This window comes from Microbacterium kunmingense (assembly GCF_023155745.1).
GTDB lineage: Bacteria > Actinomycetota > Actinomycetes > Actinomycetales > Microbacteriaceae > Microbacterium > Microbacterium kunmingense.
The window spans coordinates 127,170-146,862 of the sequence record NZ_JAKNUS010000002.1; the positions used below are offsets into that span (position 1 = coordinate 127,170).

Below are 19,693 nucleotides of genomic sequence, written 5' to 3' on the forward strand. Positions count from 1 at the left end.
TCAGGCGTCGTCGTCCTTGCGCTTGCGCCACCGAATGCCGGCGGCGATGAAGCCGTCGATGTCGCCGTCGAAGACCGGTGCGGGGTTTCCCACCTCGTGGCCGGTGCGGAGGTCCTTGACGAGCTGCTGCCCGTACAGGAAGTAGGAGCGCATCTGATCGCCCCAGCTCGCCGTGATGGTGCCGGCGAGCTCCTTCTTCTTCGCCGCCTCCTCCTCGCGCTTGAGCAGGAGCAGGCGCGTCTGCAGGACGCGCATCGCGGCGGCTCGGTTCTGGATCTGCGACTTCTCGTTCTGCATCGACACCACGATCCCGGTGGGGAGGTGGGTGATCCGCACCGCCGAGTCGGTGGTGTTGACCGACTGCCCCCCGGGACCGGACGAGCGGAACACGTCGACGCGGATGTCACCCTCGGGGATGTCGACCTCGACGGCCTCCTCCATCACCGGGATCACCTCGACCGCGGCGAACGAGGTCTGACGCTTGTCGGCGGCGCCGAACGGGCTGATCCGGGCGAGGCGATGAGTCCCCGCCTCCACCGAGAGCGTGCCGTAGGCGTACGGCGCATCGATCTCGAACGTGGCCGACTTGATGCCGGCGCCCTCGGCGTAAGAGGTGTCCATCACCTTTACGGGATATTTGTGCCGCTCGGCCCACCGCAGGTACATGCGCATCAGCATCTCGGCGAAGTCTGTCGCATCGTCGCCGCCGGCGCCGGAGCGGATCGTGACGACGGCGGAGCGATCGTCGTACTCGCCGTCGAGCAGCGTCTGCACCTCGAGCTGACCGATGACGTCTTCCAGCTCGGCGATCTCGTGGCGGGCCTCTTCGGCCGAATCCTCGTCGTCCATCTCGTTGGCGAGCTCTACGAGGACCTCGAGGTCGTCGAGGCGCTGCTCGATGTCGGTGATGCGCTTCAGCTCGCTCTGGCGGTGGCTGAGGGCGCTGGTGACCTTCTGCGCCTTGTCCACGTCGTCCCAGAGGTCGGGGGCGCCGGCTTCTTCGCTGAGGCGCGCGATCTCGGACTCCAGGGCGTCGACGTCCACGACGGCCTTGATGTCGGAGAACGTGGACCGGAGGGCCTTGATGTCGTCGGACGGATCGAATTCGAGCATGACACTCCAGACTAACGTGGATGACCGTGCCAGATCTTCCGCCCCGCTCCCCCGGCGCGGCGGCGGTGCTCGGCCGCTTCGCGCCGATGATCTACGGGCCGACCCTGCTCTTCGCGCTGGGCGAGGGTGCGATCCTGCCGCTCATCCCGGTCATCGCCGCACGGCTGGGCGCCGACGTGGCCACGGCGGCGCTCGTCGCATCCGCCCTCGTCGTCGGGCAGCTCTGCGGCAACATCCCCGCCGGATACGCCGTCGCGCGCATCGGAGAACGTCTCACGATGGTCATCGCGGGCCTGCTCTCCCTCGCGGGCGTGGTGGGGATGGCGCTCGCGCCGGGGCTCGGTGTCTTCGCCACCTCGGTCTTCCTCATCGGCTTCTGTGCCGCGGCCTTCGGCCTCGCGCGCCACTCGTTCATGACCACCCGGGTGCCGCTGTCGTTCCGCGCGCGGGCCCTGTCGCTCCTGGGCGGCACCTTCCGGCTCGGGATGTTCGTGGGTCCCTTCGTCTCCGCCGGTCTCATCGCCCTCTTCGGCGGCGAGGCGGCGAGCATCTGGTTCTTCGGCGTGTGTCTCGCCGCCGTCATCGCGCTCGTCCTCCTCGGCCCCGACCCCGAGCGTGCACTCGTCATCGCCGACGCGCGCGCCGATGCGTCGCGTCCGGCCCCCCGCGCCGGCGATGGGGGCGGCGGTGAGACCGACACCGGTGAGCCGGTCGCCACGGGACCGGTGCCCGTACGGGGCGCCCACGGGCCGCGTGAGGGGGTGTTCCGCACGATGTGGCGCCACCGCGCCGTGCTGTCGCGGCTCGGCGTCGCCGCGGCATCCCTCTCCGCCGTCCGGTCGGCGCGGCAGGTCGTGCTCCCGCTGTGGGGGGTCTCGATCGGCCTGGATGCCCAGACGATCGCGCTGGTCGTGGGGGTCTCGGGCGCGATCGATTTCGCCCTCTTCTACGCCAGCGGCCAGGTGATGGACCGCTTCGGCAGACTGTGGGCGGCCCTCCCCGCGATGCTCCTCATGGGGGCGGGGTTCCTCGCCCTGTCCTTCACGCACGACCTCGCCTCCGCCGATATGTGGTTCGCGATGTTCGGGGCGGTGCTCGGGGTCGGCAACGGCCTGTCCAGCGGGATCCTGCTGACCCTGGGCGCGGACGCGGCGCCACCGGAGGATCCCGCACCGTTCCTGGGCTCGTGGCGCACACTCACGGACGCCGGTGGTGCGCTCGCACCCCTCGCCGTCTCGGCGATCGCAGCGGCGGCGTCGCTGTCGGTGGCGGCAGCGGTCATCGGGGTCGTCGGCTTCGTGGGAGCGGGGGCGTTCGCGCGCTGGGTGCCGCGGTTCGTGCCGCGTCCCTGACCTCCGGCGCGGTGGGCGTACCCTCGGGACATGGTCGTCGCAGGTCTCGTCTTCGCAGCTGTCGCTGCGCTCATCCACCTCTACATCTTCGTGATGGAGTCGCTGACCTGGACCAGCGCCCGCACGCGCGCGACCTTCGGCATCCGCAGCCTCGAGGAGGCGCAGACGACGAAGGCGATGGCGTTCAACCAGGGCTTCTACAACCTGTTCCTCGCCGTCGCGGCGCTTCTGGGCATCGTGCTCGTCGCCGCCGGCATCACCGTCGTCGGGGCGACGCTGGTCTTCGTCGGCACCGGATCGATGGTCGCGGCGGGCCTCGTGCTGCTGCTGTCGAATCGTCGGATGCTGCGACCCGCCGCCATCCAGGCGGTGCCGCCGCTGATCGCGATCATCCTGCTCGCCCTCGGGCTCGCCGTCTGACGGCGCGGCGCCGCGCGGGTCAGCGCAGCGCGGTGCGACTGGTCGCGGTCGCCTCGAGGGCGACCCCGTCGGGGACGAAGAGCGTCGCGACCGGGGGGCGCCACGTACCCGCGACCCGCACCCGGGCCGATGTGCCGTCGGGCGTGCCTGCCGAGACGATCCGCAGATCACCGCCCCACTGATCGATCAGGGACGTGGCGAGTTCCGCGACCTCGTCATCGGTGAGGAGGGCGCGCGGCTCGCCGTCGTCGACGACCAGCTCGAAGCCGTCGGCGCCCGCGAGGGCGGCCGCGTCGGCAGCGGCATCGACCCGCTTCTGCGCGAGGTAGAGACTCGTCGCGTCCACGCAGACGAGGACGACCACCAGCGCCAGGATCGCGTAGCCGAGCGTCAGGAGCAGGACGCTGCCGGTGTCGTCCGAGGACTCGGCAGAGCCGCCGGCGATCCGTCGCGCCTTCGCGATCATCCGCCCTCCCAGAAGCGCGAGACCCGCTGGGCGGCCGTCGCCTCGACGGGGACGGCGGCGACGCGGTCGAGCCCGAAGACAGGGGGAACGAGGGGAAGCGGGACGGTGCTGCGCAGGCGCACGAGGAGCGTCGCACCCGCCCGTGGGCACGCCGCGCCGGAGGGCGCGCACTCGACGGAGAGGTCGATCCGGCTGGGATCGATGCCGTACTCGTCGGAGACCGACGCCAGGACGCGCTCGGCGCGCCGGTCGGCGTCCTCGGGGTCGCTCGCGCCCGCGACGGCGCGGGCGACGTGACGAGCGCCTGCTTCCGCTCCGAGAGCTTGACTCTGGATGAGCCCGAGGGTGACCACGACATAGACGAGCGGAACGAGGAGGAGCAGACCGATCACGATGAACTCCAGCGCCGCGGAGCCCCGGTCGTCGGGGTCGTCGTCTCGTGTCCGTTCAGTCGAAGGACTCCACCGGAGCATGCGCGCTCACCTCCATCGCGCCGGGAAGACCGAGGAGGCCGATCACCGGAAGAGGCGCCCGCACGGTGACCTCGACCGCCGGGTACCCGAGGGCGGAGGTCTCGGCGACGGCGATGTCGCCCGCGTAGGCGGCGCCGACGGTGCGGGTGACGATCTGCGAGGTGCGGTCGACGCCGTCGCGCAGCGACGTATCCGCTAGGGCGGCGTGATACGCGCCCTCGACGGCGGCGTCGTGGACGACGTTTCTGACGTAGATGCCGAGCCCGAGCTGCAGGACGGCCAGCGTGAGCGCGGTCAGCATCACCCCGACCAGCACGAACTCCACCGGCGCGGAGCCGCGTTCGTCCGTGTCATCCGTCCTCGGGGAATCGATCCCCCGACGGATGCCGCGCGTCACCGCGATCACGTCAGAAGCCTGAGACCCGCTCGATGGCCTGCTCGAACAGTCCTGCGAGCGCCGGACCGGCGAGGGCCCAGATCACCACGACCAGCCCTGCGGTCATGAGCGTGATCAGCACCCAGCCGGGGACGTCGCCGCGCTCATCCCCCGTGAGCTCGCCGAACGCGGTTCGCGCGCGGGTCCAGCTTCGGCGTGCGAGCTCGCGCATACCGTTCTCCTTTCGTCGTGGGCGTCCCCGCCCTGTGATTCCGGGCGCGTGTCGGGTCGGGGTCATCCGATCCCCAACCGCAGGAGGAAGATCCCGGGGAACACCGCGAACAGCACGCTCAGCGGCAGGATGAGGAAGACCAGCGGCACGAGCACTTGGTATAGATTCTCCCTATGACCTCAACGCAGACACAGATGGCGGTGATCTACTGCCGCATCAGCGACGACCCCACCGGCCGCGCAGCTGGCGTCGATCGCCAGCGGGATGAATGCGCAGCGCTCGCCAATGCCAAGGGCGTCGAGGTCATCGACACGCTGGTCGACAACGACCTCAGCGCCACGACCGGGAAACGTCGCCCCGGGTTCGAGCGGGTCCTCGAGATGATCCGCGCCGGCCGCATCGACACCATCGTCGTCTGGCACACCGACCGCCTCTACCGGCTCCCCCGCGACCTCGAGCCGATCATCGACCTCGCCGAGGGGCGACGCCTCCGGTTCCTCACCGTCGAAGCGTCAGAGATCGACCTGAACACCCCCGCCGGGCGCATGGCTGCGCGCATCCTCGCCGCAGTATCGGCGAACGAGGTCGAGCACAAGGCGCAACGCCAACGGTCCGCAGGTGATCAGCGGGCGGCGCGTGGGATGCCCACCTCACGCCCCGGGTACGGGTACCGCCGTGTTGACGGTCGCGACGTGATCAACGAAGACGAAGCCGCGGTCATCACCGAGGCAGCACGCCGGGTGTTGAACGGCGAATCCCTCCGCTCGATCGCCGCCGACTGCAACATGCGCAAGATCCCCTCCCCCGCCGGCGCACCGTGGCAGCCCGTCACGCTCCGACAGCTCATTCAACGCCCGAGCCTCGCAGGGCTACGCACACACCGCGGGAAGGTTGTCGGAGACTTCGACCCCACCCTGCACCCAGCGATCCTTGACCGTGATACCCACGACCGTCTCGTTGCGTTCCTCACCGACCCGACACGGAGGACGGCAAACGTGGGCCACCCACCGAAGCACTTGCTGTCGGGCATCGCGATGTGTGGCCTGTGCGGTGACTCTCTGGGCGGGAAGATGAAGCGACTACCGCCGTGGACGCCGAAGCCGGGGCAGAAGTCGAAGCCGGTGAAGGCGGCGTACGCGTGCGACACCTGCCACAAGGTGAGGCGCCTGCAGGAACCTGTCGACGAGTTCGTGACCGAGGTGCTGCTGCGCAGGCTCGAGCGGGTCGACGCCGCGGAACTGTTCAGCACCGGCGACGCCGACGCAGCGAGGGAAGCACGCGACGCGATCGCCGCTGTCAACGCACGCCTGGCGTCCGCTGCGGACTTGTTCGCTGACGGTTCGATCGACGCGGCCCAGCTGGAGCGCATTACCGCGCGTGGTCGTGCAGACCGGGAGCAGCTCGAGAGAGAGCTCGCCGCGGCGATGCCGCCGGCCATCCCGATGGAGGCGGTCGGTGAACGTGCCCGGGAGGTGTGGGCCGTGCTGGACGCTGAGAGACGAAGAGCGATCGTGTCCGCGCTGATGCGGGTGACGATCATGCCGGCCGGGTCCGGCACCAGTTTCAACCCCGAACTCGTCCACATCGAGTGGGTGTCGGACGGGCCGTAGAGACTTGCGCTGTCGTCATTCGGAGATTCCGAATCAGCGACGGTGCTTGAGGAGGAGACACCTGTCTCCTCCAGACGTCGGAAAGAGTTTCCGACGTCAACAGAAAATGCCCCCGCCGACTGGACCTCGGCGAGGGCGGGCGATCACATCGAAAGGGAAATGATCATGAGCGACATTACCGAAGCAGAACTGCTGGAGGAGTACTTCCGCGAGAAGGCGGTCGACGACGCCAAGGAAGCCGCGTACGTCGCGGCGAACCCGGAGATCCTGGCAGCCAAGCCGCACTGGGCGGAGAGCTACTGGCTCGAGGTGTCCGCGGACGACCGGTCCGCGGCGGGTGAGTGGACAATCGAGTTCGGTGTTGGGTGGCTGCACCAGGACTTCACCTACGCTGACGGCGCGGTCACGACGTCCGGGGAAATTCGGGTGACGTTCGAGGACAAGCAGACCGGGGTTACGGCCGCGATGGTCCGGGAGTGGGCGACGGGGCTGACACGTGTGGCCGACCGTCTCGAAGAAGGTGCGGGGCGATGATCACCGCCGACATCGCCTCTTCAGCGGCTGAAAAGCTCGCCGAGATCAAGTCGGAGATCAACGATCTCGTGCGGCGCCGAGAGCAGCTGTTGGCGTCCGCGCTCGCCGAGCTCATTGCTCACCAGGTGCCCGCGCGGGTGATCAGCATGAAGGGCTGGACCGGGAACGCGTCGGCTGGTGACCGCGTCTACGTGCTGGATGCGTACGACAACGTCGGCCCACGACTGCGGACGCACACGAACCTGTTCAGCGTCGACTCGGCATACCGGAGGAACTGGGGTCCGGAGGCGTACAACCTCGGCGTCCTCGTTCACCGTGGCCTGCACGAGGTGCTCCTCGTCGACGGCACCGACATCCTCGCGGTCGCGATCGAAGAAGTCAGCGACGCCGACCACCGACGCGCGGTGCAACGACTCCGAACCGCCGCGCGCTACGACGGCATCCGTGTCCACGTCCGCGACCGCGAGGTGACGCTCGACGACGGGATGGGCAACACCCTGCACACGGGCGACGTCGAGTCCGCCTTCCACTGGTTGTTCAACATCGACCCGAACGAGAGGTGACCGACCCGGGTGCAGGTGTCCAATCTGGACAGGTGGAAAGACTTTCCACCTGGTGCGATGCACCACCTGTTCAAGACTGAACACCTGCATCCCCCTCCCCCGTGTAGCTCAACGGATAGAGCAAGGATCTTCTACATCCTTTGTGCTGGTTCGAATCCAGCCGCGGGGACTTGGCGACACGCCGTAAGTGGTGTGCTGCTCCAAAACGGAACACCACAACACTTAGACCGAGACCAGACCACAACACTTACGGAGGTCACCATGTCGAGAGGACCAGGCATCTGGCAACGACAGATCCTCGACCGGATAGACGCCGGGAAGGTCGTCATCCTCACCAGCCCCGACCACACCCACGCGGAACAGAACGCCATCCGTCGCGCAGCGAACACGCTCGAGGCCAAGGGTGCGCTCAAGATCATCGCTGAGCGGGTCGACGGTCGGTCACGTCTCGTCGCCTGCCCGGTCGATATGAAGACGCCGCCATTCCGGACCCTGACGGGTTTAGACGGCAAGAAGTACAGGACGAAATGACTCGCACGCCTGGCGCGACGAAGGCGCGCCTCCACCGATATCAGCAGAACCTTCCGAGCAGCCTGCAGAACAGCCCGCCGCTCGTGACATGGCGCCACGACGCATGCAACAGCCGCATCCTCCGCCTCTACCTCCTCCCGGCAGGATGGCTCCTCGTCAGCGACGACGTCCGCGTTCCCCTTGCTGAGTGGATCGAGCGCGCCGGCGTGGACTACACCGTCGACGACTTCCGAGAAGGTCGCGTCGCTGCGTTCAACAAGCGGGAGGTGAAGGGGCACGAACGCCTACTCCCCCATGACGTGGACGAGTGGCCCGCCGGTGTCTTCGAGATCGGATGCCGAAAGCACGGCTTAGGGACTTACCAGCTGAGCGATCTGGCAACCGACGCGCGGGAGGCTCGTGAGACACGCCGACGAGTTGAGCGGGCGAAGAGTCCGTCCCCCGTGTAACTTGTACTCCAAGACGTAGTGCCGCAAGGCCAACCACTCCGACGGGTTAGAGCGGAGAAAGCCCCAAGAAGGGCTGGTTGGTCATGTCCGAAGTTCTACAGGCCCGCTCCCGCAAAGCCGTCGCCGTTCGTCTCGGCGACGCACGCGCGGTCGAGGAAGCCTCACGGAATCTCGCTGCCGCAAAGATCGAGCAGTACATCCAGAAGGTCGTCGCCGAGGCGCCGCCGCTGAGCGCTGAACAGCGCGACCGGCTCGCGGGCCTCCTCCGCACCGCGGAACCCGCGGCCAAGGTGCTGCGCCGCCCCACCACCGTCAACGAGCGAATCATCTCGGGCGGTGACGTCGAGTGAGCCCAAATGAAAATCGCCCCGCGGCCAACGAGGCGATCTCCGAAAACAACAACCTCCCTCAGGATACGGCTGCTCATGGCGCGGTGAAGGAACTTTCTGCCTGGCTCCGCGGACGCATCTACGACGCCGTCAGGGCATGGCAGGACGCGGGATTCCCGGCGCGTATCGTCGCCACTCTCGGTGACTCCCCCGACAGCTGCTGCAGGTGCGGCGCTGCTTCACGGCGTCCCCTCCTCGTCACAGCGTCCACACCGGCCGGTCAGCTGCTGGTGTGCGGGATGCTCTGCCAGGCCTGCCACGAGCTCGAGGCGGTGACCCTGTGAGCGCGCCTTTCGACACCGCCTGGAAGGCGTACCACGGCGCCGGGTGGCCCGTACTCCCACTCCCTGCGGGGCAGAAGACTCCCCCCCCGACCGGGACCACCGGAACAGGTGGCCTCCGCCTCACCACCCAGCAGCTTGAGCAGCACGTCGGTCGTGGGCTCAACATCGGGGTGCGGATGCCGAAACACATCATCGGCATCGACGTCGACCAGTACGGCAACAAGCACGGCTGGGACAACCTCGAAGCGTTCCGAATCGTGCACGACCTCCCTCCGCTGCCCGCGACATGGCGGTCGACCTCGCGAGGCGTCGACAACCCGTCCGGGATCCGCTGGTATCGCGTGCCCGCCGGGTTCGTCACGTCCGGCGAGATCGTCGCCGGGGTCGAGACCATCCAGAATCACCACCGGTACGCGGTCGCCCCGCCGAGCGTCCACCCCGAGGGCCGCGCGTATCAGTGGGTCGACGACTCCGACACCGTCATCGAGGGCATGGTGCCGCCGTTCGCACTCCTCGCCGTCCTCCCCGACGAGTGGGTGCAGACACTCGACCCGCGCACCGCGGAGCAACGCGAGGAGACAGCGGCGCGAGAGAACAGTCCGCGGGCGCGAGCACTCCCCCACGAGCTCGCGGAGGCGTACCGGTCATGGGTCGACGGGCTCGATGACGACGAACCGTGCGGGCTGGTGGCGGGCATCACCAAGAAGGCCACCCGCGGGCTCAGCAGCGACGACGGACGGTCACGCCACGACCAAGCCCTCGCCGCAACGGCAGCCCTCGTCAAATGCGCCTCAGAAGGCCACCACGGCGTCAAACGTGCCCTCGCCGACCTCCGGGAAGCGTTCGTCCTCACAGTCACGGAGGACGGCTCACGAGAGCCCCAGGAGGCGGAAGCTGAATGGTTGCGGCTCTTTGCGAACGACGACTATCGAACGGCGATCGCGGGCGATCTGCCCGACCCGTGCGACGAAGACCTCCGGGAGCTGATCGGCAATCCCCCCACCTCTTCGGCCCCGGGTAGTTCGTCGCGTGACGACGATCTACGGACCTCCGCAGACGACGACCTCGAGGCAGACATCGCCGAACAGGTCCGCCGGCTCCTCGTCAACGCGGAAGCACGCACACGGTTCGACCAAATCAACGCCGGACGCAAACAGGCCGACCCGCCGCACGTGCAACGCCTCGACGCGTTCCTCGCCGAACCAGACGAAGACACCGCCTACCGGATCGACGGATGCTTCCCCACCGGCGGGAACCTCGTCCTCGCCGCCCAATACAAAGCGGGCAAATCCACCCTCGTCGGGAACCTGCTGCACTCCCTCGCGGACGGCACAGACTTCCTCGGCACCTGGGCAACCAACCCTGCCGCGCGGATCGTGCTGCTCGACAACGAGCTCGACCCCCGCACCCTCCGCCGATGGTTGCGCGCCCACCAGATCCAGCACCCCGAACGCATCGACGTCGTCTCACTCCGCGGCGCCCTCTCCACGTTCGACATCCTGGACGCCACCACACGGGCAACATGGGCGGAACGCATCGGTCACGCCGACGTCCTCATCCTCGACTGCCTACGCCCCGTCCTCGACGCGCTCGGTCTCGACGAGAACCACGACGCCGGGCGGTTCCTCGTCGCGTTCGACGAACTCCGCGCCGCCGCCGGTATCGACGAGTCCGTCATCGTCCACCACATGGGGCACAGCGGGGAACGCTCACGAGGTGACTCCCGCATCCTCGACTGGCCCGACGCCACCTGGAGGATCGTCCGCGAATCCGAAGACCCCGCCTCGCCGCGGTACTTCTCCGCCCTCGGACGCGACGTCAACGTGACAGAGGGGCTCCTGCAGTACGACCACGACACTCGGACGCTCACCTATGTCGGCGGCACGCGGCACCAGACGCGCGACGAGGGCGCCACGCTGCGAGCTGTCGACGCGGTCGCCGAGTTCGTGCGCAAGAGCCCCGGGTCATCAGGTGAAGCGATCAGGGCCGGAGTCGAGGGATTCGCGCGTAACATCCTCACCCGCGCACGAGAGATCGCCACCGAGCGAGGCCTCATCGAGAAGCGGGCAAGGGAAGGTCGCGGCGGCGGATTCGCCTACTACCCCCCAACCCCGCCTAACCCCGCCGCAACCCCGCCCGGCGGAGTTCCAAACCCCGCCAACCCCGTATATAAGGCGGGGTTGGGGTTGGAGAAGTTCGAACACGAACCCCGCCCGGACGAAAACGAGGCGGAAGCATGAACCAAGGCGACCGCGCATACCGAGCCCTGCACCTCGCGCTCGCGGACGCTGACGCACCCGAGTGCAGCGGCGACCCGCGCTTCATCCTCGAGCACCGCCAGCTCGCCCCTGACGAGGTCAAACACCTCAGGCTCACAGTCTGCGGACCCTGCCCCCTCCGGACCCTCTGCCGCGAGTACGGAGACGCCGCACGCCCACAGGCAGGCATCTGGGGCGGAAAGGTCTACCCGCCACCAAAACCCCGCACACGGTCGGAGGTCGACCAGTGAGCCGCCTCATCCCCAACGGCGCCGTCATCCTCACCCCCGACGACGCCCGCGTCCTGTTCCAGATCGCCAACCTCGGCGAACTCCGCAGCCGCTACCGCGTCGGCAACACACACGCCTACCAGCTGCTCACCGACATCACCCTCGCCGCCTTCACCCCTGCCGCACCCGGCAACGAACCGCGGCAAGAGACGGCATCCGAGAAGGCTGGATACATGACAGTCCCCCAGGTAGCGAGAGCAGCACGGCAAGCAGCCCGCACGGTCCGCCTCGCCTGCCAGAACGGGGACCTCCCCGCAGAGAAGACCGGCGGCGCCTGGATCATCCGCACCACCGACGCCCACACCTACATCACCGCCCACACCTGAGAGGAACCAACACCATGGCGACCATCACCGTCATCGAGAACCGGATCGACGAGATCCGCAACAAGGCCACCCAGATCCGGAACACCACCGCCCAGACGATCCGGGAGGTACGCGCCGACGCCCGCACCACGGCAGACGCGAAGAACGACGCCGTCGCCGAGCTCTCGGCCCGAGCGAACACCGCCATCCAGGCCGCTCACGACGAAGAGCTCGCGCTCCTCGACACCGAGATCACCTCGAGAGAGTGGGCTCTGTTCCGTGGCCTCGGCACCACCTCGGCCGACATCATCGCCCAGCGCGACGCGGAAGACCGTGCGCGCCGCATCGACACCGAACGGGAAGCCCGCGAGATCCTCGACACCGCGGTCGCATCCGCCGACCACAGCATGGCCCTCGCCGTGTTCCGCGCAGCCATCCGACAGGGCTGGGGCAACGTCATCACCGCGTTCACCAAGCGCTACCCCGACAAGGCCACCGCCGCCGACGAACTCGCGAACCTCACCCACTTCCGCGACAACAACGACTTCGAACGCATGGGCATCTACTTCCCCTTCAGCGCACCCAACGACGCATCATCGTTCGCCGACCGTGGCGAGACCAGCAGCATCGGCTCGACCCCGTTCGCGTGACGATGACACCCCTGGCACCCACCCCCCAGCCCCTAGCGCTGAGAACCTCCGGGCTTAGCCGGAATCCCTCCCCGACTCGTACGCCGTGACCATCAGGAAGGTGTGATGTGACCATTCAGGGCAGGTTGCTGCACGCGGTGGAACCCCCGCCGCCCCAGGAGTCGCGCGGGAAGCCGCATTACTCGGACGTCTTCAAGTCGAGCGCGGTCGCGCGGGTGCGGAGTGGTCAGAAGATCGCGCAGGTCGCTCGTGATCTCGGGATTGCTCGGAACACGTTGAAGGCGTGGATGGGTGACCCGGACACCGTTGCGCCGCCTGTCCCGTCGCCGACGTCGGAGACGTTGCTTGAGGCTGCTCGGTCGGGCTCCCGGTTGGCGGTTCTGATCGCGCTGCGGGACGAGGTCGCTGGGAAGATCGCCGCCGGCATCGCTGCGCGGGAACTGCCCACGAACGCACGGTTGCTCGACGAGCTCATGCGGGAGATCGAAGCGCTCGAGCGGGATGACGACCCGTACGACGCGGCGCTGATCCCCGATGAGGACTTCGACCCGAGCATGGTCTGAGGCTCTGATGACAGATACCGAAAAGACGATGGTCGAACTCATCGACGGTTCACTCGATCGGCTGGGGGTGCCAGCCGCGTGCGACTTGCGGACCGCGGCTATCGCACTGGCCCGGGTGTTCGACGGTGACGATCGCGCGGGCCACATGGCGCCCGCGTCTGCTGCGCTCCTCGATCTGATGCGGGGCACGCGGGAGATATACGGGTCGCTGTCGCTGGAGGAAGCGCTCGAGATGTGGCTGACCCCCCTGACTGATGAAGGAGACACTGATGGCTGAACTGTCCGTCGACATCGACGTGAACACCGGCTCCGCCGTCTCGAACGTGGAGAAGCTGGGGCAGTCGTTCAGCGACGCTGCTAGGGAACTCCTTGAGATCGTCGACGCTGGCAAGCGTGCCGGGAAATCGACCGAGGACATCGCCCGTGACATCTCGAAGAAGTACGACGTCGCTTTCGATGATGCGAAGCGTGGCGTCGAGAAGCTCGAGAACGCACTCGAGGATGTCGGCCGGGAAGGCGGCCGCGCCGGCGACAAGCTCCAGGACGCCCTGAAGGACGTGGAGCGCCGCGCCGAGGACACCGGCGACGGGATCAAGAAGGGAATCGGGGACGGGCTCAGAGAGGCCGGCGACGAAGCGAAGCAGTCGGGTCGGGAAGCGGCAGCGTCGTTCAGTGGCGAGTGGACCGACGTCGGCGACTTCATCCAGGAGACTGTCGCGAACGGGCTCGGAGGGTTCGGGCCCCTCGGTGTCGCTGCCGGCATCGCGGGCGCCGCGGGGATCGGCCTCGTTACAAACGAGATCATCAAGCAGCAGGAAGAAGCGACACGTCTCAAGGAGTACTTCGCCGACGCCTATAAGAGCGCCGCCGAGGAAGGCCGAAAGTACCTCGACACCGCGACCATCCTGGCCGAGGCCAACAGCATCATTTTCGACGACGACCGCGCCAACGAGTACAAGGAGATCCTCGAGGAGAGCAACAAGCTCAACATCGACGCGAACACCCTCGTCCTCGCCCGCGCCGGCGACCAGGAGTCCCTGAACGTCGTGCTGCAGGCCACCGCCGACAAGGAACGTGAGGTGAAGGCCGCGGCGGAGGAGGCAGGCTCCACTGCGATCCGCCTCGCCGGTAACGAGGTTCGCGAGCTCGAGAAGATCCAGGGGCGCTATGAGAACATCGGGCAGCTGCACGGCGAGAACGCTGGGAAGCTCGCGAATGCGACCGGGATCGCGGCTCAGTTGCACCAGCAGGAGCGGGATCAGATCAACCGCACGGCTGACACCGCCGCGGCTCGCTATGACGGGCTCGCTCGCCAGTATGGTGTTCCGCTCCGAGGGAAGGTAGTGATGGATGTGGACGACTCAGCCGTTCGCAACTACAAGCCCCCGTCCATCCGAGGCACCGTGCGGCTCTCGCCCGGTGTCGACCAGATCGGCTGACCCGAGGCGACAATGGCACCCATGACCAGCAACCCCGCAGACCTGGATAGGCTCATGCTTCTAGTCCTCGATTACGCGCGCGCGAATGTCACAAAGGACTTCGAGCACACGCCGGACGAAGTCCGATTCACGCTTCCCGGTGGTGATGTGCAACCTCTCGTGACGGCGGCGGGTCTGCTCGTCGCCCAGTTCGCGGCGGAGCTTGCTCTGGCGCACGACACGACCCCTGAGCACATCATCGACATCATCCGCGGGACGCACGAGACACCCGACGAGGCCATCGAGAAGTTCCAACGCGACCTCGACGAGTTCGGCACCGGCCCCGATACGGTGACCCCATGAACGCTCACGAGCAAAGCCGGAACCCATTCACAACATTCCTCACCGTGGCCGGCGCTCTAGCGCTCACGGCTGGTGTTCTGCTCGCCGTGTACGCCTCAAGCGAGGCGAACAGGTACTCCAGCACGATGAGCACGGTCGAGGTCGCCGCGATGGGCGCGTGGAGCGACTTCCTCCTCCTCGTCGGCATCGTCGCCCTCATCGGCGCGACGGTCCTCGCGGGCGTTAGGTGGCTGCTCAGCGTGCCGGAAGCGCAGAAGGCCCCCGCGACCGGCGCCACGGATCACACCGCAGCAGACGGGCTGTGAGCGCAGTGGACGAGTTCGCCCAACCCATTTGCCCCCGCTGCCATACAGTCCTCCGCGATGACCCGCGCGGGTTCGAGTGCATGACTTGCGGGATCGTCTACCAGCGCGACGGTAAGACCCTGCAGCGCGTCGTCGACGCCGGGTAGAATCGACGCCTCTCGGCCGGAGGAAGGAACCCCGGCACTTGGGCACCAACCGCAGATACGCGGACACCGTCGACCGTCAGATGAGCGACCGGGTCCTCGAGCGCACCGCCGCACAAGGCCCTCTGCAGACCCTCACGCGGGCGGAACTGCAGCTTGACGAGCTCCCCTGTACCACCGACCCGAAACCCCGCACAGTGCGCGCCTGGGTCAGGTTCGGGACGACACCGGTTCAGGTCGACGCGGAAGCGTGCATGTGGACACCCCGCGCCGTCGCGCTACGGTTCCGGGTCGCCCGGCAACGAATACCGATGCTGGGTGTGGTCGAGCGCTGTCGAGACCGCGTGGTCCGACTAGCTCGGGCCGCTCACGTTGGCCTTGAACCGCAACGTGGTTGGCTCAACCCCCTCGACCCGAAATTCAAGGTCGTAGACGCCTCCTGCGGGGAGCCCATACTCGAGGGGGAACGCAATCGGAAGATACGTAGGGGTATCGAGTTCAGGTGGTCCGTTGAACTCACCTGCGATATCGCCCCCGAGCATGGCGATCTGCTCACCGGCCGAGTTGGTCACCCTTATCGTGAATGACAACGAGATCGCCGTAGTCGACCCGTCGAGCTCCAGGTCCACGAGAACCGCCAAGTAGCATCCCATCGGCGCTGGGTATGCGGGCCGGTGGAGTTGAGTAACGCCGGCCGAGACGATGGTTAGGAGTCCATCTCGGACGCTCGCAAAGTCAGCGATTGTCGCGGTGGCAATCTTCACGCGGCGACCCGGCGGTCTGCAAGCCGCACCCTTCGGAGCCCGCCGCGGGATGACCCATGGAACTGGACATGCATCTGAGACCCAGAAGTCCGGGGTTGCACCGATGCGTGAGTCGAAAAGCCGTCCCAGTCAACGCTAAGAAAAATCAGGCGGTTCCCGTAGTCGACGTGCTCCACACGACCGGTAGAGAGGAAGTCTCCGTCGTCGTCGGGCTGCATTGCGGTTACGAGTTCACCGACGTGGGGGACCTCGGAGACCTCTTCGAACCCCACAACAGCCCACGAGGGGTTTCGTCTGCTCACTCGGTTCGGATTCACTGGCACGCGCTTGATCGACGAGGATACGCGTGGGCGAAGTGTATCGACGATGCGAGCGCCATCGGTGATGATGGCGCCGTCCAGGAGGGCATTGCCAATGATCACAGCATTAGTCACGGCACCTTTGATTGCAACGTTTGTCAGGGCACCGTTGAACAGGGTACCGGCGATACTCATGAGAGCCTCTCTCTTGTCCTGGTCTCAAAGATTTGCTCTAACCTCACCATAGCGGCGTCGCTGGCTTGGCGTCCAAGGATCAGGTCGTGGTGATCTGGAGGCGGTTCCGATCTCACAAGGCGGAAACCCGCATTCGACAATTCCTTCTCGGTTACTACAGCCAGCCACCGAGCGTTGCGCGACTTCCGGATGGAGTTCTTTAGCTCATGGAGAGTGCGCTCGACGTCGCCGCCGTCGTGTGTCACGGCGAAAACCGAGATCGAGGCGGGCGGATCTGTGTCGCCTTCTGCGAGTCGGGAACGACGATCGATCTCCACGTCCTTTTCGATCTGTTCCTTCGTCCATCTCCACGCACGACCCACCAGCAACTCACCGGCGGCCAACTCCATGATTCGAGACTGTATCTCAGGACACGTAGGTAACTGGGCAGTTCGACGCTGGAAAGATCAGAACTGAGTGTTGCGCGGTACGAGCATGGCGATCTCGTTCCGCCCCGCGCGTTCGATGAGGGCGCGTTTGGCCTCCTCGCGGGCGTCGAGTGCCTGCGCGTGGAGGACCTGGGCCAGCGGTGCGCCGCGGTCGATGGCGGCGACGAGATGATCGACGGCGCGGGAGACAGCGGGCGAGTCCACCCGTGAACCCAGATCGATGAGGGCATCGGAGAGGGAGGAGCCCGTTCCGACGGCGACGACCGCGGCGCGCACTTCCGCCGTCACCTCGCCTCCCTCCAGATTACCGACGCGACGCAGAGCGTCGAGCATGCCCTCACCGGCCGAGAGGCAGAGGGCGAGGAACTCCAGCACGGTGGGCAGTTCGTCCTCGATGCGGGCCCGGCGCTGCCGGGCGGCGCGCGACAGTCGCAGATCGCAGGCCATCGCTCCCCCCACCGCGAGCAGCGGAGGGAGCACGGCCAGCGCCGCGGATCCGCGACCGGCGAGGACGAGAACGACGACGATCACGGCGCCCACGACGAGGCCCGCGAGGGCGAGCGCCAGCTGGCGTCCGCGGAAGGTCGTGACGTCGCTCGCCCACCCCGCTTGGCGGAGGCGTCGCTCGATCGCGGTCGACCCGCCCAGGCGAGCGGTGAGCGCTTCCTTCGCCTGCTGCCAAAGGGCGGCGACATCGTCGCCGAACCCTATCGTCGCGGGTGTGACGCCGATCGGATCGGTGATGTCGCGGATGTAGGGGGCGATGCGTTGACTCAGCGACGCCGAGCGCCACCGGGGAACGCGCGAGAGCAGGAGCAGAAGTCCCGCGCCGAAGGCGACGCCCAGGACGATCGCGAGCGACGCGTCGGTGAGGGCGAGGGTCATCGCGCCCACCTCCGGGGTTCGGGAAGGCGCCCGATGCGCAGCATGATGCGAAACGCCACCACCGAGACGACGGCCCCTCCCACAATGAGGACCATGCCTTCGCCGGTGGCGTACGCGGCGGCACCCTCGGGGCGGAGGGCGAGGAGCGCGAGGATGACCCAGGGCGCGGCGGCGCCGAGGACGGCCGCACCGCGGACCCACGACTGACGCGCGTCGACCTCCGCACGAATGGCCGCATCGGAACGAACCGACGCGGAAAGGGCGCGGAGGACCGTGGTCAGCTCCGTGCCGCCCACCTGGCGCGCCATCCGCAGCGTCTCGATGACCCGATCAGCCACGGGGTCGGCCAGGCTGTCCTTCAGCGCCAGGATCGCGGAATCGACGTGACCCGACGCCGCGAGGTCGGCGGCGAACCGCCGGAAGCTCGGCCGGAGCGGGAGCGGTGCCGACTGCCCGAGGCTCGCCACCGCATCGGGAAGCGACATCCCCGCCCGAACCGAGGCCACGAGGAGATCGCACACGTCGGGCCAGAGCGACCGCCGGGTCCTCCTCATCCGGTCGCGGCGCGCCCGCACCCACCAGTACGGGGCGACGGCCGCCCCGGCGAGGGCGACGAGCGCGAGGGGAAGCACGGAGGTGACGAGGAACGTGACCGCGGCGACGACGACGGACATCATCAGCGAGAGCGCCGCGAGGGCCATCGGCGTGATGCGCGCGAGGCCCGCTTCCCGGAGGAGCTTCATCGTCCTGCCGTCCCGTCGCGAGACCATGGGCTTCACCCCGGTCGCCGGCCAGAGCCAGGGAGACAGGGCGAGCAGGACCCCTGCGGCGAGCGTGCCGCCCCAGAGGAGCGTCATCGCTCCCCCGCCCGATACAGCGATCGGGACTCGATCGCGCCATCGCGCACACCGTTGGGCTCGATGATCTCTCCCACCCGGCGACGACCGTCGACCGCGCGTTCGCAGTGGACGACGAGATCGACGCCCTGCGCGACCGCCGGAACGACGAAGCCGGCATCGATGTTGCGCCCCGCCAGCAACGGCAGGGTGGCGAGCTTCACCAGCGCCTCCCGCGCCGAGTTGGCGTGGATGGTCGCCGCACCCGGCACGCCGGTGTTGAGCGCGAGGAGGAGGTCGAGCGCCTCGGCGTCGCGCACCTCGCCGACGACGATGCGATCGGGCCGCATGCGCAGGGCCTCCTTCACCAGCCGCCGCAGGCTCACCTCGCCCGTGCCCTCGAGGCTCGGCTGGCGGCCCTGCATCGACACCAGGTCCGGCGCCACCACCGCCAGCTCGAAGGTCTCCTCGACGGTCACGATGCGGTGCGCTCGGGGGCTCGCGGCGACCAGCGCGCCCAATAACGTCGTCTTGCCGGCGTGGGTGGCTCCCGACACCAGCACGCTCCGCCCCTCGCCCATCGCCCGGGTGAGCAGGTCGGCGGCACCGGGCGCGAGGGAGCCCACCTCGACCAGCGCGTTCAGATCGCGGTAGGCCGGCAGGAACTTCCGGATGTTCACGGCCCAGTGTCGTCGCGTGATGTCGGGGATGACCACGTGGAGGCGACTGCCGTCGGGAAGCGAGGCATCGACGAACGGCTGGCTGAGGTCGACCCGTCGACCGGTCGCGTGCAGCATCCGCTCGACCAGGTCGCGAACAGCGGTATCGGTCAGCTGGAGCGGCACCCGCTCGGGAACGCCGCCCCGGGCGACGAACACCCGGTCGGGCGCGTTGATCCAGAGTTCCTCCACGCCCGGATCGTCGAGGTAGGCCTGGAGCGGGCCATAGCCGGTGACCTGTGCGACCACATCCCGTACGGCACCGGACTCGTCATCGATCGTCTGGAGCCCTCGCGCGAGGGCGTAGTCGTTGTGACGACGCACCTCGTCAGCCGCGATGCGGGCCGCCGCATCCGGATCCCTGGTCGGATCCTCACTCCGAGCGCGCAGTCGATCGCGTACGCGCGCCGCGACCGCGGCGGTGGGCGCGACGTCGAGACGGGCGGCGGAAGTCACCGGAGCATCCTTACAAAGCCACGC

The 19,693-nt window shown here is 67.8% G+C and carries 29 protein-coding genes and 1 tRNA gene; 19 read left to right on the forward strand and 11 right to left on the reverse strand.

The features are described from left to right. Positions 1-1,113 carry a peptide chain release factor 2 gene (gene prfB / locus MA875_RS03270; RefSeq protein WP_248240244.1) on the reverse strand — a complete coding sequence of 371 codons (1,113 nt, stop codon included), beginning with the start codon at positions 1,111-1,113 and terminating at the stop codon, positions 1-3. Positions 1,114-1,133: 20 nt separating this feature from the next. Between prfB and MA875_RS03275 the strand changes: the two genes are divergently transcribed. Both MA875_RS03275 and MA875_RS03280 read left to right on the forward strand, forming a co-directional pair. After that, positions 1,134-2,465, forward strand: a complete 1,332-nt coding sequence (locus MA875_RS03275) for an MFS transporter (protein WP_248240246.1) — start codon at positions 1,134-1,136, stop codon at positions 2,463-2,465. Positions 2,466-2,495: 30 nt separating this feature from the next. After that, positions 2,496-2,885 carry a DUF1304 domain-containing protein gene (locus MA875_RS03280; protein ID WP_248240248.1) on the forward strand — a complete coding sequence of 130 codons (390 nt, stop codon included), beginning with the start codon at positions 2,496-2,498 and terminating at the stop codon, positions 2,883-2,885. A 19-nt stretch (positions 2,886-2,904) separates the two neighbouring features. Here the strand turns inward: MA875_RS03280 and MA875_RS03285 are convergent, their stop codons facing one another. The 4 genes from MA875_RS03285 to MA875_RS03300 all read right to left on the reverse strand — a co-directional run bounded on the left by MA875_RS03285 (position 2,905) and on the right by MA875_RS03300 (position 4,432). Continuing rightward, entirely contained in the window at positions 2,905-3,351 is a 447-nt protein-coding gene (locus tag MA875_RS03285; RefSeq protein ID WP_248240250.1) for a pilus assembly protein TadG-related protein, read from the reverse strand. Continuing rightward, positions 3,348-3,824, reverse strand: a complete 477-nt coding sequence (locus MA875_RS03290; protein WP_248240252.1) for a TadE family protein — start codon at positions 3,822-3,824, stop codon at positions 3,348-3,350. Before MA875_RS03290 ends, MA875_RS03285 begins: the two co-directional genes overlap by 4 nt. Next, positions 3,799-4,125 (reverse strand): TadE family protein, encoded by a 327-nt coding sequence (locus MA875_RS03295; RefSeq protein WP_248240654.1) that lies wholly within the window; start codon positions 4,123-4,125, stop codon positions 3,799-3,801. The genes MA875_RS03290 and MA875_RS03295 overlap by 26 nt, the downstream gene beginning before the upstream one ends. A 106-nt stretch (positions 4,126-4,231) precedes the next feature. Beyond that, positions 4,232-4,432 carry a hypothetical protein gene (locus tag MA875_RS03300; RefSeq protein ID WP_248240253.1) on the reverse strand — a complete coding sequence of 67 codons (201 nt, stop codon included), beginning with the start codon at positions 4,430-4,432 and terminating at the stop codon, positions 4,232-4,234. A 173-nt stretch (positions 4,433-4,605) separates the two neighbouring features. Between MA875_RS03300 and MA875_RS03305 the strand changes: the two genes are divergently transcribed. From MA875_RS03305 to MA875_RS03380, 17 genes are all read left to right on the forward strand, one after another. Further along, entirely contained in the window at positions 4,606-6,042 is a 1,437-nt protein-coding gene (locus MA875_RS03305) for a recombinase family protein (protein ID WP_248240255.1), read from the forward strand. Positions 6,043-6,084: 42 nt separating this feature from the next. Continuing rightward, positions 6,085-6,576, forward strand: a complete 492-nt coding sequence (locus MA875_RS03310; RefSeq protein ID WP_248240257.1) for a hypothetical protein — start codon at positions 6,085-6,087, stop codon at positions 6,574-6,576. After that, positions 6,573-7,139, forward strand: coding sequence for a hypothetical protein (locus tag MA875_RS03315; protein WP_248240259.1), 567 nt, complete (start codon positions 6,573-6,575; stop codon positions 7,137-7,139). The genes MA875_RS03310 and MA875_RS03315 overlap by 4 nt, the downstream gene beginning before the upstream one ends. Positions 7,140-7,236: 97 nt before the next feature. Next, a tRNA-Arg gene (locus MA875_RS03320) sits at positions 7,237-7,308 on the forward strand. A gap of 92 nt (positions 7,309-7,400) precedes the next feature. After that, positions 7,401-7,670: a hypothetical protein gene (locus tag MA875_RS03325; protein WP_248240261.1), complete on the forward strand. Its 270-nt coding sequence runs from the start codon at positions 7,401-7,403 to the stop codon at positions 7,668-7,670. Then, positions 7,667-8,119 (forward strand): hypothetical protein, encoded by a 453-nt coding sequence (locus MA875_RS03330; RefSeq protein WP_248240263.1) that lies wholly within the window; start codon positions 7,667-7,669, stop codon positions 8,117-8,119. Before MA875_RS03325 ends, MA875_RS03330 begins: the two co-directional genes overlap by 4 nt. A gap of 83 nt (positions 8,120-8,202) precedes the next feature. Next, entirely contained in the window at positions 8,203-8,469 is a 267-nt protein-coding gene (locus MA875_RS03335) for a hypothetical protein (protein WP_248240265.1), read from the forward strand. Positions 8,470-8,552: 83 nt separating this feature from the next. Next, entirely contained in the window at positions 8,553-8,792 is a 240-nt protein-coding gene (locus MA875_RS03340) for a hypothetical protein (RefSeq protein ID WP_248240267.1), read from the forward strand. After that, complete coding sequence (locus tag MA875_RS03345) at positions 8,789-11,032, forward strand: AAA family ATPase (RefSeq protein WP_248240269.1); 2,244 nt, start codon at positions 8,789-8,791, stop codon at positions 11,030-11,032. The genes MA875_RS03340 and MA875_RS03345 overlap by 4 nt, the downstream gene beginning before the upstream one ends. Beyond that, positions 11,029-11,301, forward strand: coding sequence for a WhiB family transcriptional regulator (locus MA875_RS17905; RefSeq protein ID WP_372492504.1), 273 nt, complete (start codon positions 11,029-11,031; stop codon positions 11,299-11,301). Before MA875_RS03345 ends, MA875_RS17905 begins: the two co-directional genes overlap by 4 nt. After that, entirely contained in the window at positions 11,298-11,666 is a 369-nt protein-coding gene (locus tag MA875_RS03350) for a hypothetical protein (protein ID WP_248240270.1), read from the forward strand. The genes MA875_RS17905 and MA875_RS03350 overlap by 4 nt, the downstream gene beginning before the upstream one ends. A gap of 14 nt (positions 11,667-11,680) precedes the next feature. Then, entirely contained in the window at positions 11,681-12,295 is a 615-nt protein-coding gene (locus MA875_RS03355) for a hypothetical protein (RefSeq protein ID WP_248240271.1), read from the forward strand. A 137-nt stretch (positions 12,296-12,432) separates the two neighbouring features. Then, complete coding sequence (locus tag MA875_RS17965; protein WP_504915091.1) at positions 12,433-12,858, forward strand: transposase; 426 nt, start codon at positions 12,433-12,435, stop codon at positions 12,856-12,858. 28 nt (positions 12,859-12,886) lie between these two features. Continuing rightward, positions 12,887-13,135: a hypothetical protein gene (locus MA875_RS03365; RefSeq protein ID WP_248240273.1), complete on the forward strand. Its 249-nt coding sequence runs from the start codon at positions 12,887-12,889 to the stop codon at positions 13,133-13,135. Next, a complete protein-coding gene (locus MA875_RS03370) occupies positions 13,128-14,297 on the forward strand; it encodes a hypothetical protein (RefSeq protein WP_248240274.1) in 1,170 nt (389 codons plus the stop codon). The genes MA875_RS03365 and MA875_RS03370 overlap by 8 nt, the downstream gene beginning before the upstream one ends. A 21-nt stretch (positions 14,298-14,318) precedes the next feature. After that, positions 14,319-14,639 (forward strand): hypothetical protein, encoded by a 321-nt coding sequence (locus tag MA875_RS03375; RefSeq protein WP_248240275.1) that lies wholly within the window; start codon positions 14,319-14,321, stop codon positions 14,637-14,639. Between the two features lie 125 nt (positions 14,640-14,764). Continuing rightward, a complete protein-coding gene (locus MA875_RS03380) occupies positions 14,765-14,944 on the forward strand; it encodes a hypothetical protein (RefSeq protein ID WP_248240277.1) in 180 nt (59 codons plus the stop codon). A gap of 496 nt (positions 14,945-15,440) precedes the next feature. Here the strand turns inward: MA875_RS03380 and MA875_RS03385 are convergent, their stop codons facing one another. The 6 genes from MA875_RS03385 to MA875_RS03410 are packed head-to-tail and all read right to left on the reverse strand — an operon-like array spanning position 15,441 to position 19,669. Continuing rightward, the gene (locus tag MA875_RS03385) at positions 15,441-15,851 is read right to left on the reverse strand and encodes a DUF6941 family protein (protein ID WP_248240279.1); all 411 of its coding nucleotides are present in this window, start codon (positions 15,849-15,851) and stop codon (positions 15,441-15,443) included. Continuing rightward, complete coding sequence (locus tag MA875_RS03390; RefSeq protein ID WP_248240281.1) at positions 15,848-16,345, reverse strand: hypothetical protein; 498 nt, start codon at positions 16,343-16,345, stop codon at positions 15,848-15,850. Before MA875_RS03390 ends, MA875_RS03385 begins: the two co-directional genes overlap by 4 nt. Next, positions 16,342-16,734: a hypothetical protein gene (locus MA875_RS03395; protein ID WP_248240283.1), complete on the reverse strand. Its 393-nt coding sequence runs from the start codon at positions 16,732-16,734 to the stop codon at positions 16,342-16,344. The genes MA875_RS03390 and MA875_RS03395 overlap by 4 nt, the downstream gene beginning before the upstream one ends. A 57-nt stretch (positions 16,735-16,791) precedes the next feature. Next, entirely contained in the window at positions 16,792-17,658 is an 867-nt protein-coding gene (locus MA875_RS03400; protein WP_248240285.1) for a type II secretion system F family protein, read from the reverse strand. After that, complete coding sequence (locus MA875_RS03405) at positions 17,655-18,515, reverse strand: type II secretion system F family protein (protein ID WP_248240286.1); 861 nt, start codon at positions 18,513-18,515, stop codon at positions 17,655-17,657. The genes MA875_RS03400 and MA875_RS03405 overlap by 4 nt, the downstream gene beginning before the upstream one ends. Beyond that, entirely contained in the window at positions 18,512-19,669 is a 1,158-nt protein-coding gene (locus MA875_RS03410; protein ID WP_248240287.1) for a TadA family conjugal transfer-associated ATPase, read from the reverse strand. The genes MA875_RS03405 and MA875_RS03410 overlap by 4 nt, the downstream gene beginning before the upstream one ends. Positions 19,670-19,693 lie beyond the last annotated feature (24 nt).

Coding starts and splice junctions, on each gene's coding strand:
- prfB (WP_248240244.1), bottom strand. CDS start 1,113: ATGCTCGAATTCGATCCGTCCGACGACATCAAGGCCCTCCGGTCCACG.
- MA875_RS03275 (WP_248240246.1), top strand. CDS start 1,134: ATGACCGTGCCAGATCTTCCGCCCCGCTCCCCCGGCGCGGCGGCGGTG.
- MA875_RS03280 (WP_248240248.1), top strand. CDS start 2,496: ATGGTCGTCGCAGGTCTCGTCTTCGCAGCTGTCGCTGCGCTCATCCAC.
- MA875_RS03285 (WP_248240250.1), bottom strand. CDS start 3,351: ATGATCGCGAAGGCGCGACGGATCGCCGGCGGCTCTGCCGAGTCCTCG.
- MA875_RS03290 (WP_248240252.1), bottom strand. CDS start 3,824: ATGCTCCGGTGGAGTCCTTCGACTGAACGGACACGAGACGACGACCCC.
- MA875_RS03295 (WP_248240654.1), bottom strand. CDS start 4,125: ATGCTGACCGCGCTCACGCTGGCCGTCCTGCAGCTCGGGCTCGGCATC.
- MA875_RS03300 (WP_248240253.1), bottom strand. CDS start 4,432: ATGCGCGAGCTCGCACGCCGAAGCTGGACCCGCGCGCGAACCGCGTTC.
- MA875_RS03305 (WP_248240255.1), top strand. CDS start 4,606: ATGACCTCAACGCAGACACAGATGGCGGTGATCTACTGCCGCATCAGC.
- MA875_RS03315 (WP_248240259.1), top strand. CDS start 6,573: ATGATCACCGCCGACATCGCCTCTTCAGCGGCTGAAAAGCTCGCCGAG.
- MA875_RS03325 (WP_248240261.1), top strand. CDS start 7,401: ATGTCGAGAGGACCAGGCATCTGGCAACGACAGATCCTCGACCGGATA.
- MA875_RS03330 (WP_248240263.1), top strand. CDS start 7,667: ATGACTCGCACGCCTGGCGCGACGAAGGCGCGCCTCCACCGATATCAG.
- MA875_RS03335 (WP_248240265.1), top strand. CDS start 8,203: ATGTCCGAAGTTCTACAGGCCCGCTCCCGCAAAGCCGTCGCCGTTCGT.
- MA875_RS17905 (WP_372492504.1), top strand. CDS start 11,029: ATGAACCAAGGCGACCGCGCATACCGAGCCCTGCACCTCGCGCTCGCG.
- MA875_RS03355 (WP_248240271.1), top strand. CDS start 11,681: ATGGCGACCATCACCGTCATCGAGAACCGGATCGACGAGATCCGCAAC.
- MA875_RS03365 (WP_248240273.1), top strand. CDS start 12,887: ATGGTCGAACTCATCGACGGTTCACTCGATCGGCTGGGGGTGCCAGCC.
- MA875_RS03370 (WP_248240274.1), top strand. CDS start 13,128: ATGGCTGAACTGTCCGTCGACATCGACGTGAACACCGGCTCCGCCGTC.
- MA875_RS03375 (WP_248240275.1), top strand. CDS start 14,319: ATGACCAGCAACCCCGCAGACCTGGATAGGCTCATGCTTCTAGTCCTC.
- MA875_RS03380 (WP_248240277.1), top strand. CDS start 14,765: ATGAGCACGGTCGAGGTCGCCGCGATGGGCGCGTGGAGCGACTTCCTC.
- MA875_RS03390 (WP_248240281.1), bottom strand. CDS start 16,345: ATGAGTATCGCCGGTACCCTGTTCAACGGTGCCCTGACAAACGTTGCA.
- MA875_RS03395 (WP_248240283.1), bottom strand. CDS start 16,734: ATGGAGTTGGCCGCCGGTGAGTTGCTGGTGGGTCGTGCGTGGAGATGG.
- MA875_RS03400 (WP_248240285.1), bottom strand. CDS start 17,658: ATGACCCTCGCCCTCACCGACGCGTCGCTCGCGATCGTCCTGGGCGTC.
- MA875_RS03405 (WP_248240286.1), bottom strand. CDS start 18,515: ATGACGCTCCTCTGGGGCGGCACGCTCGCCGCAGGGGTCCTGCTCGCC.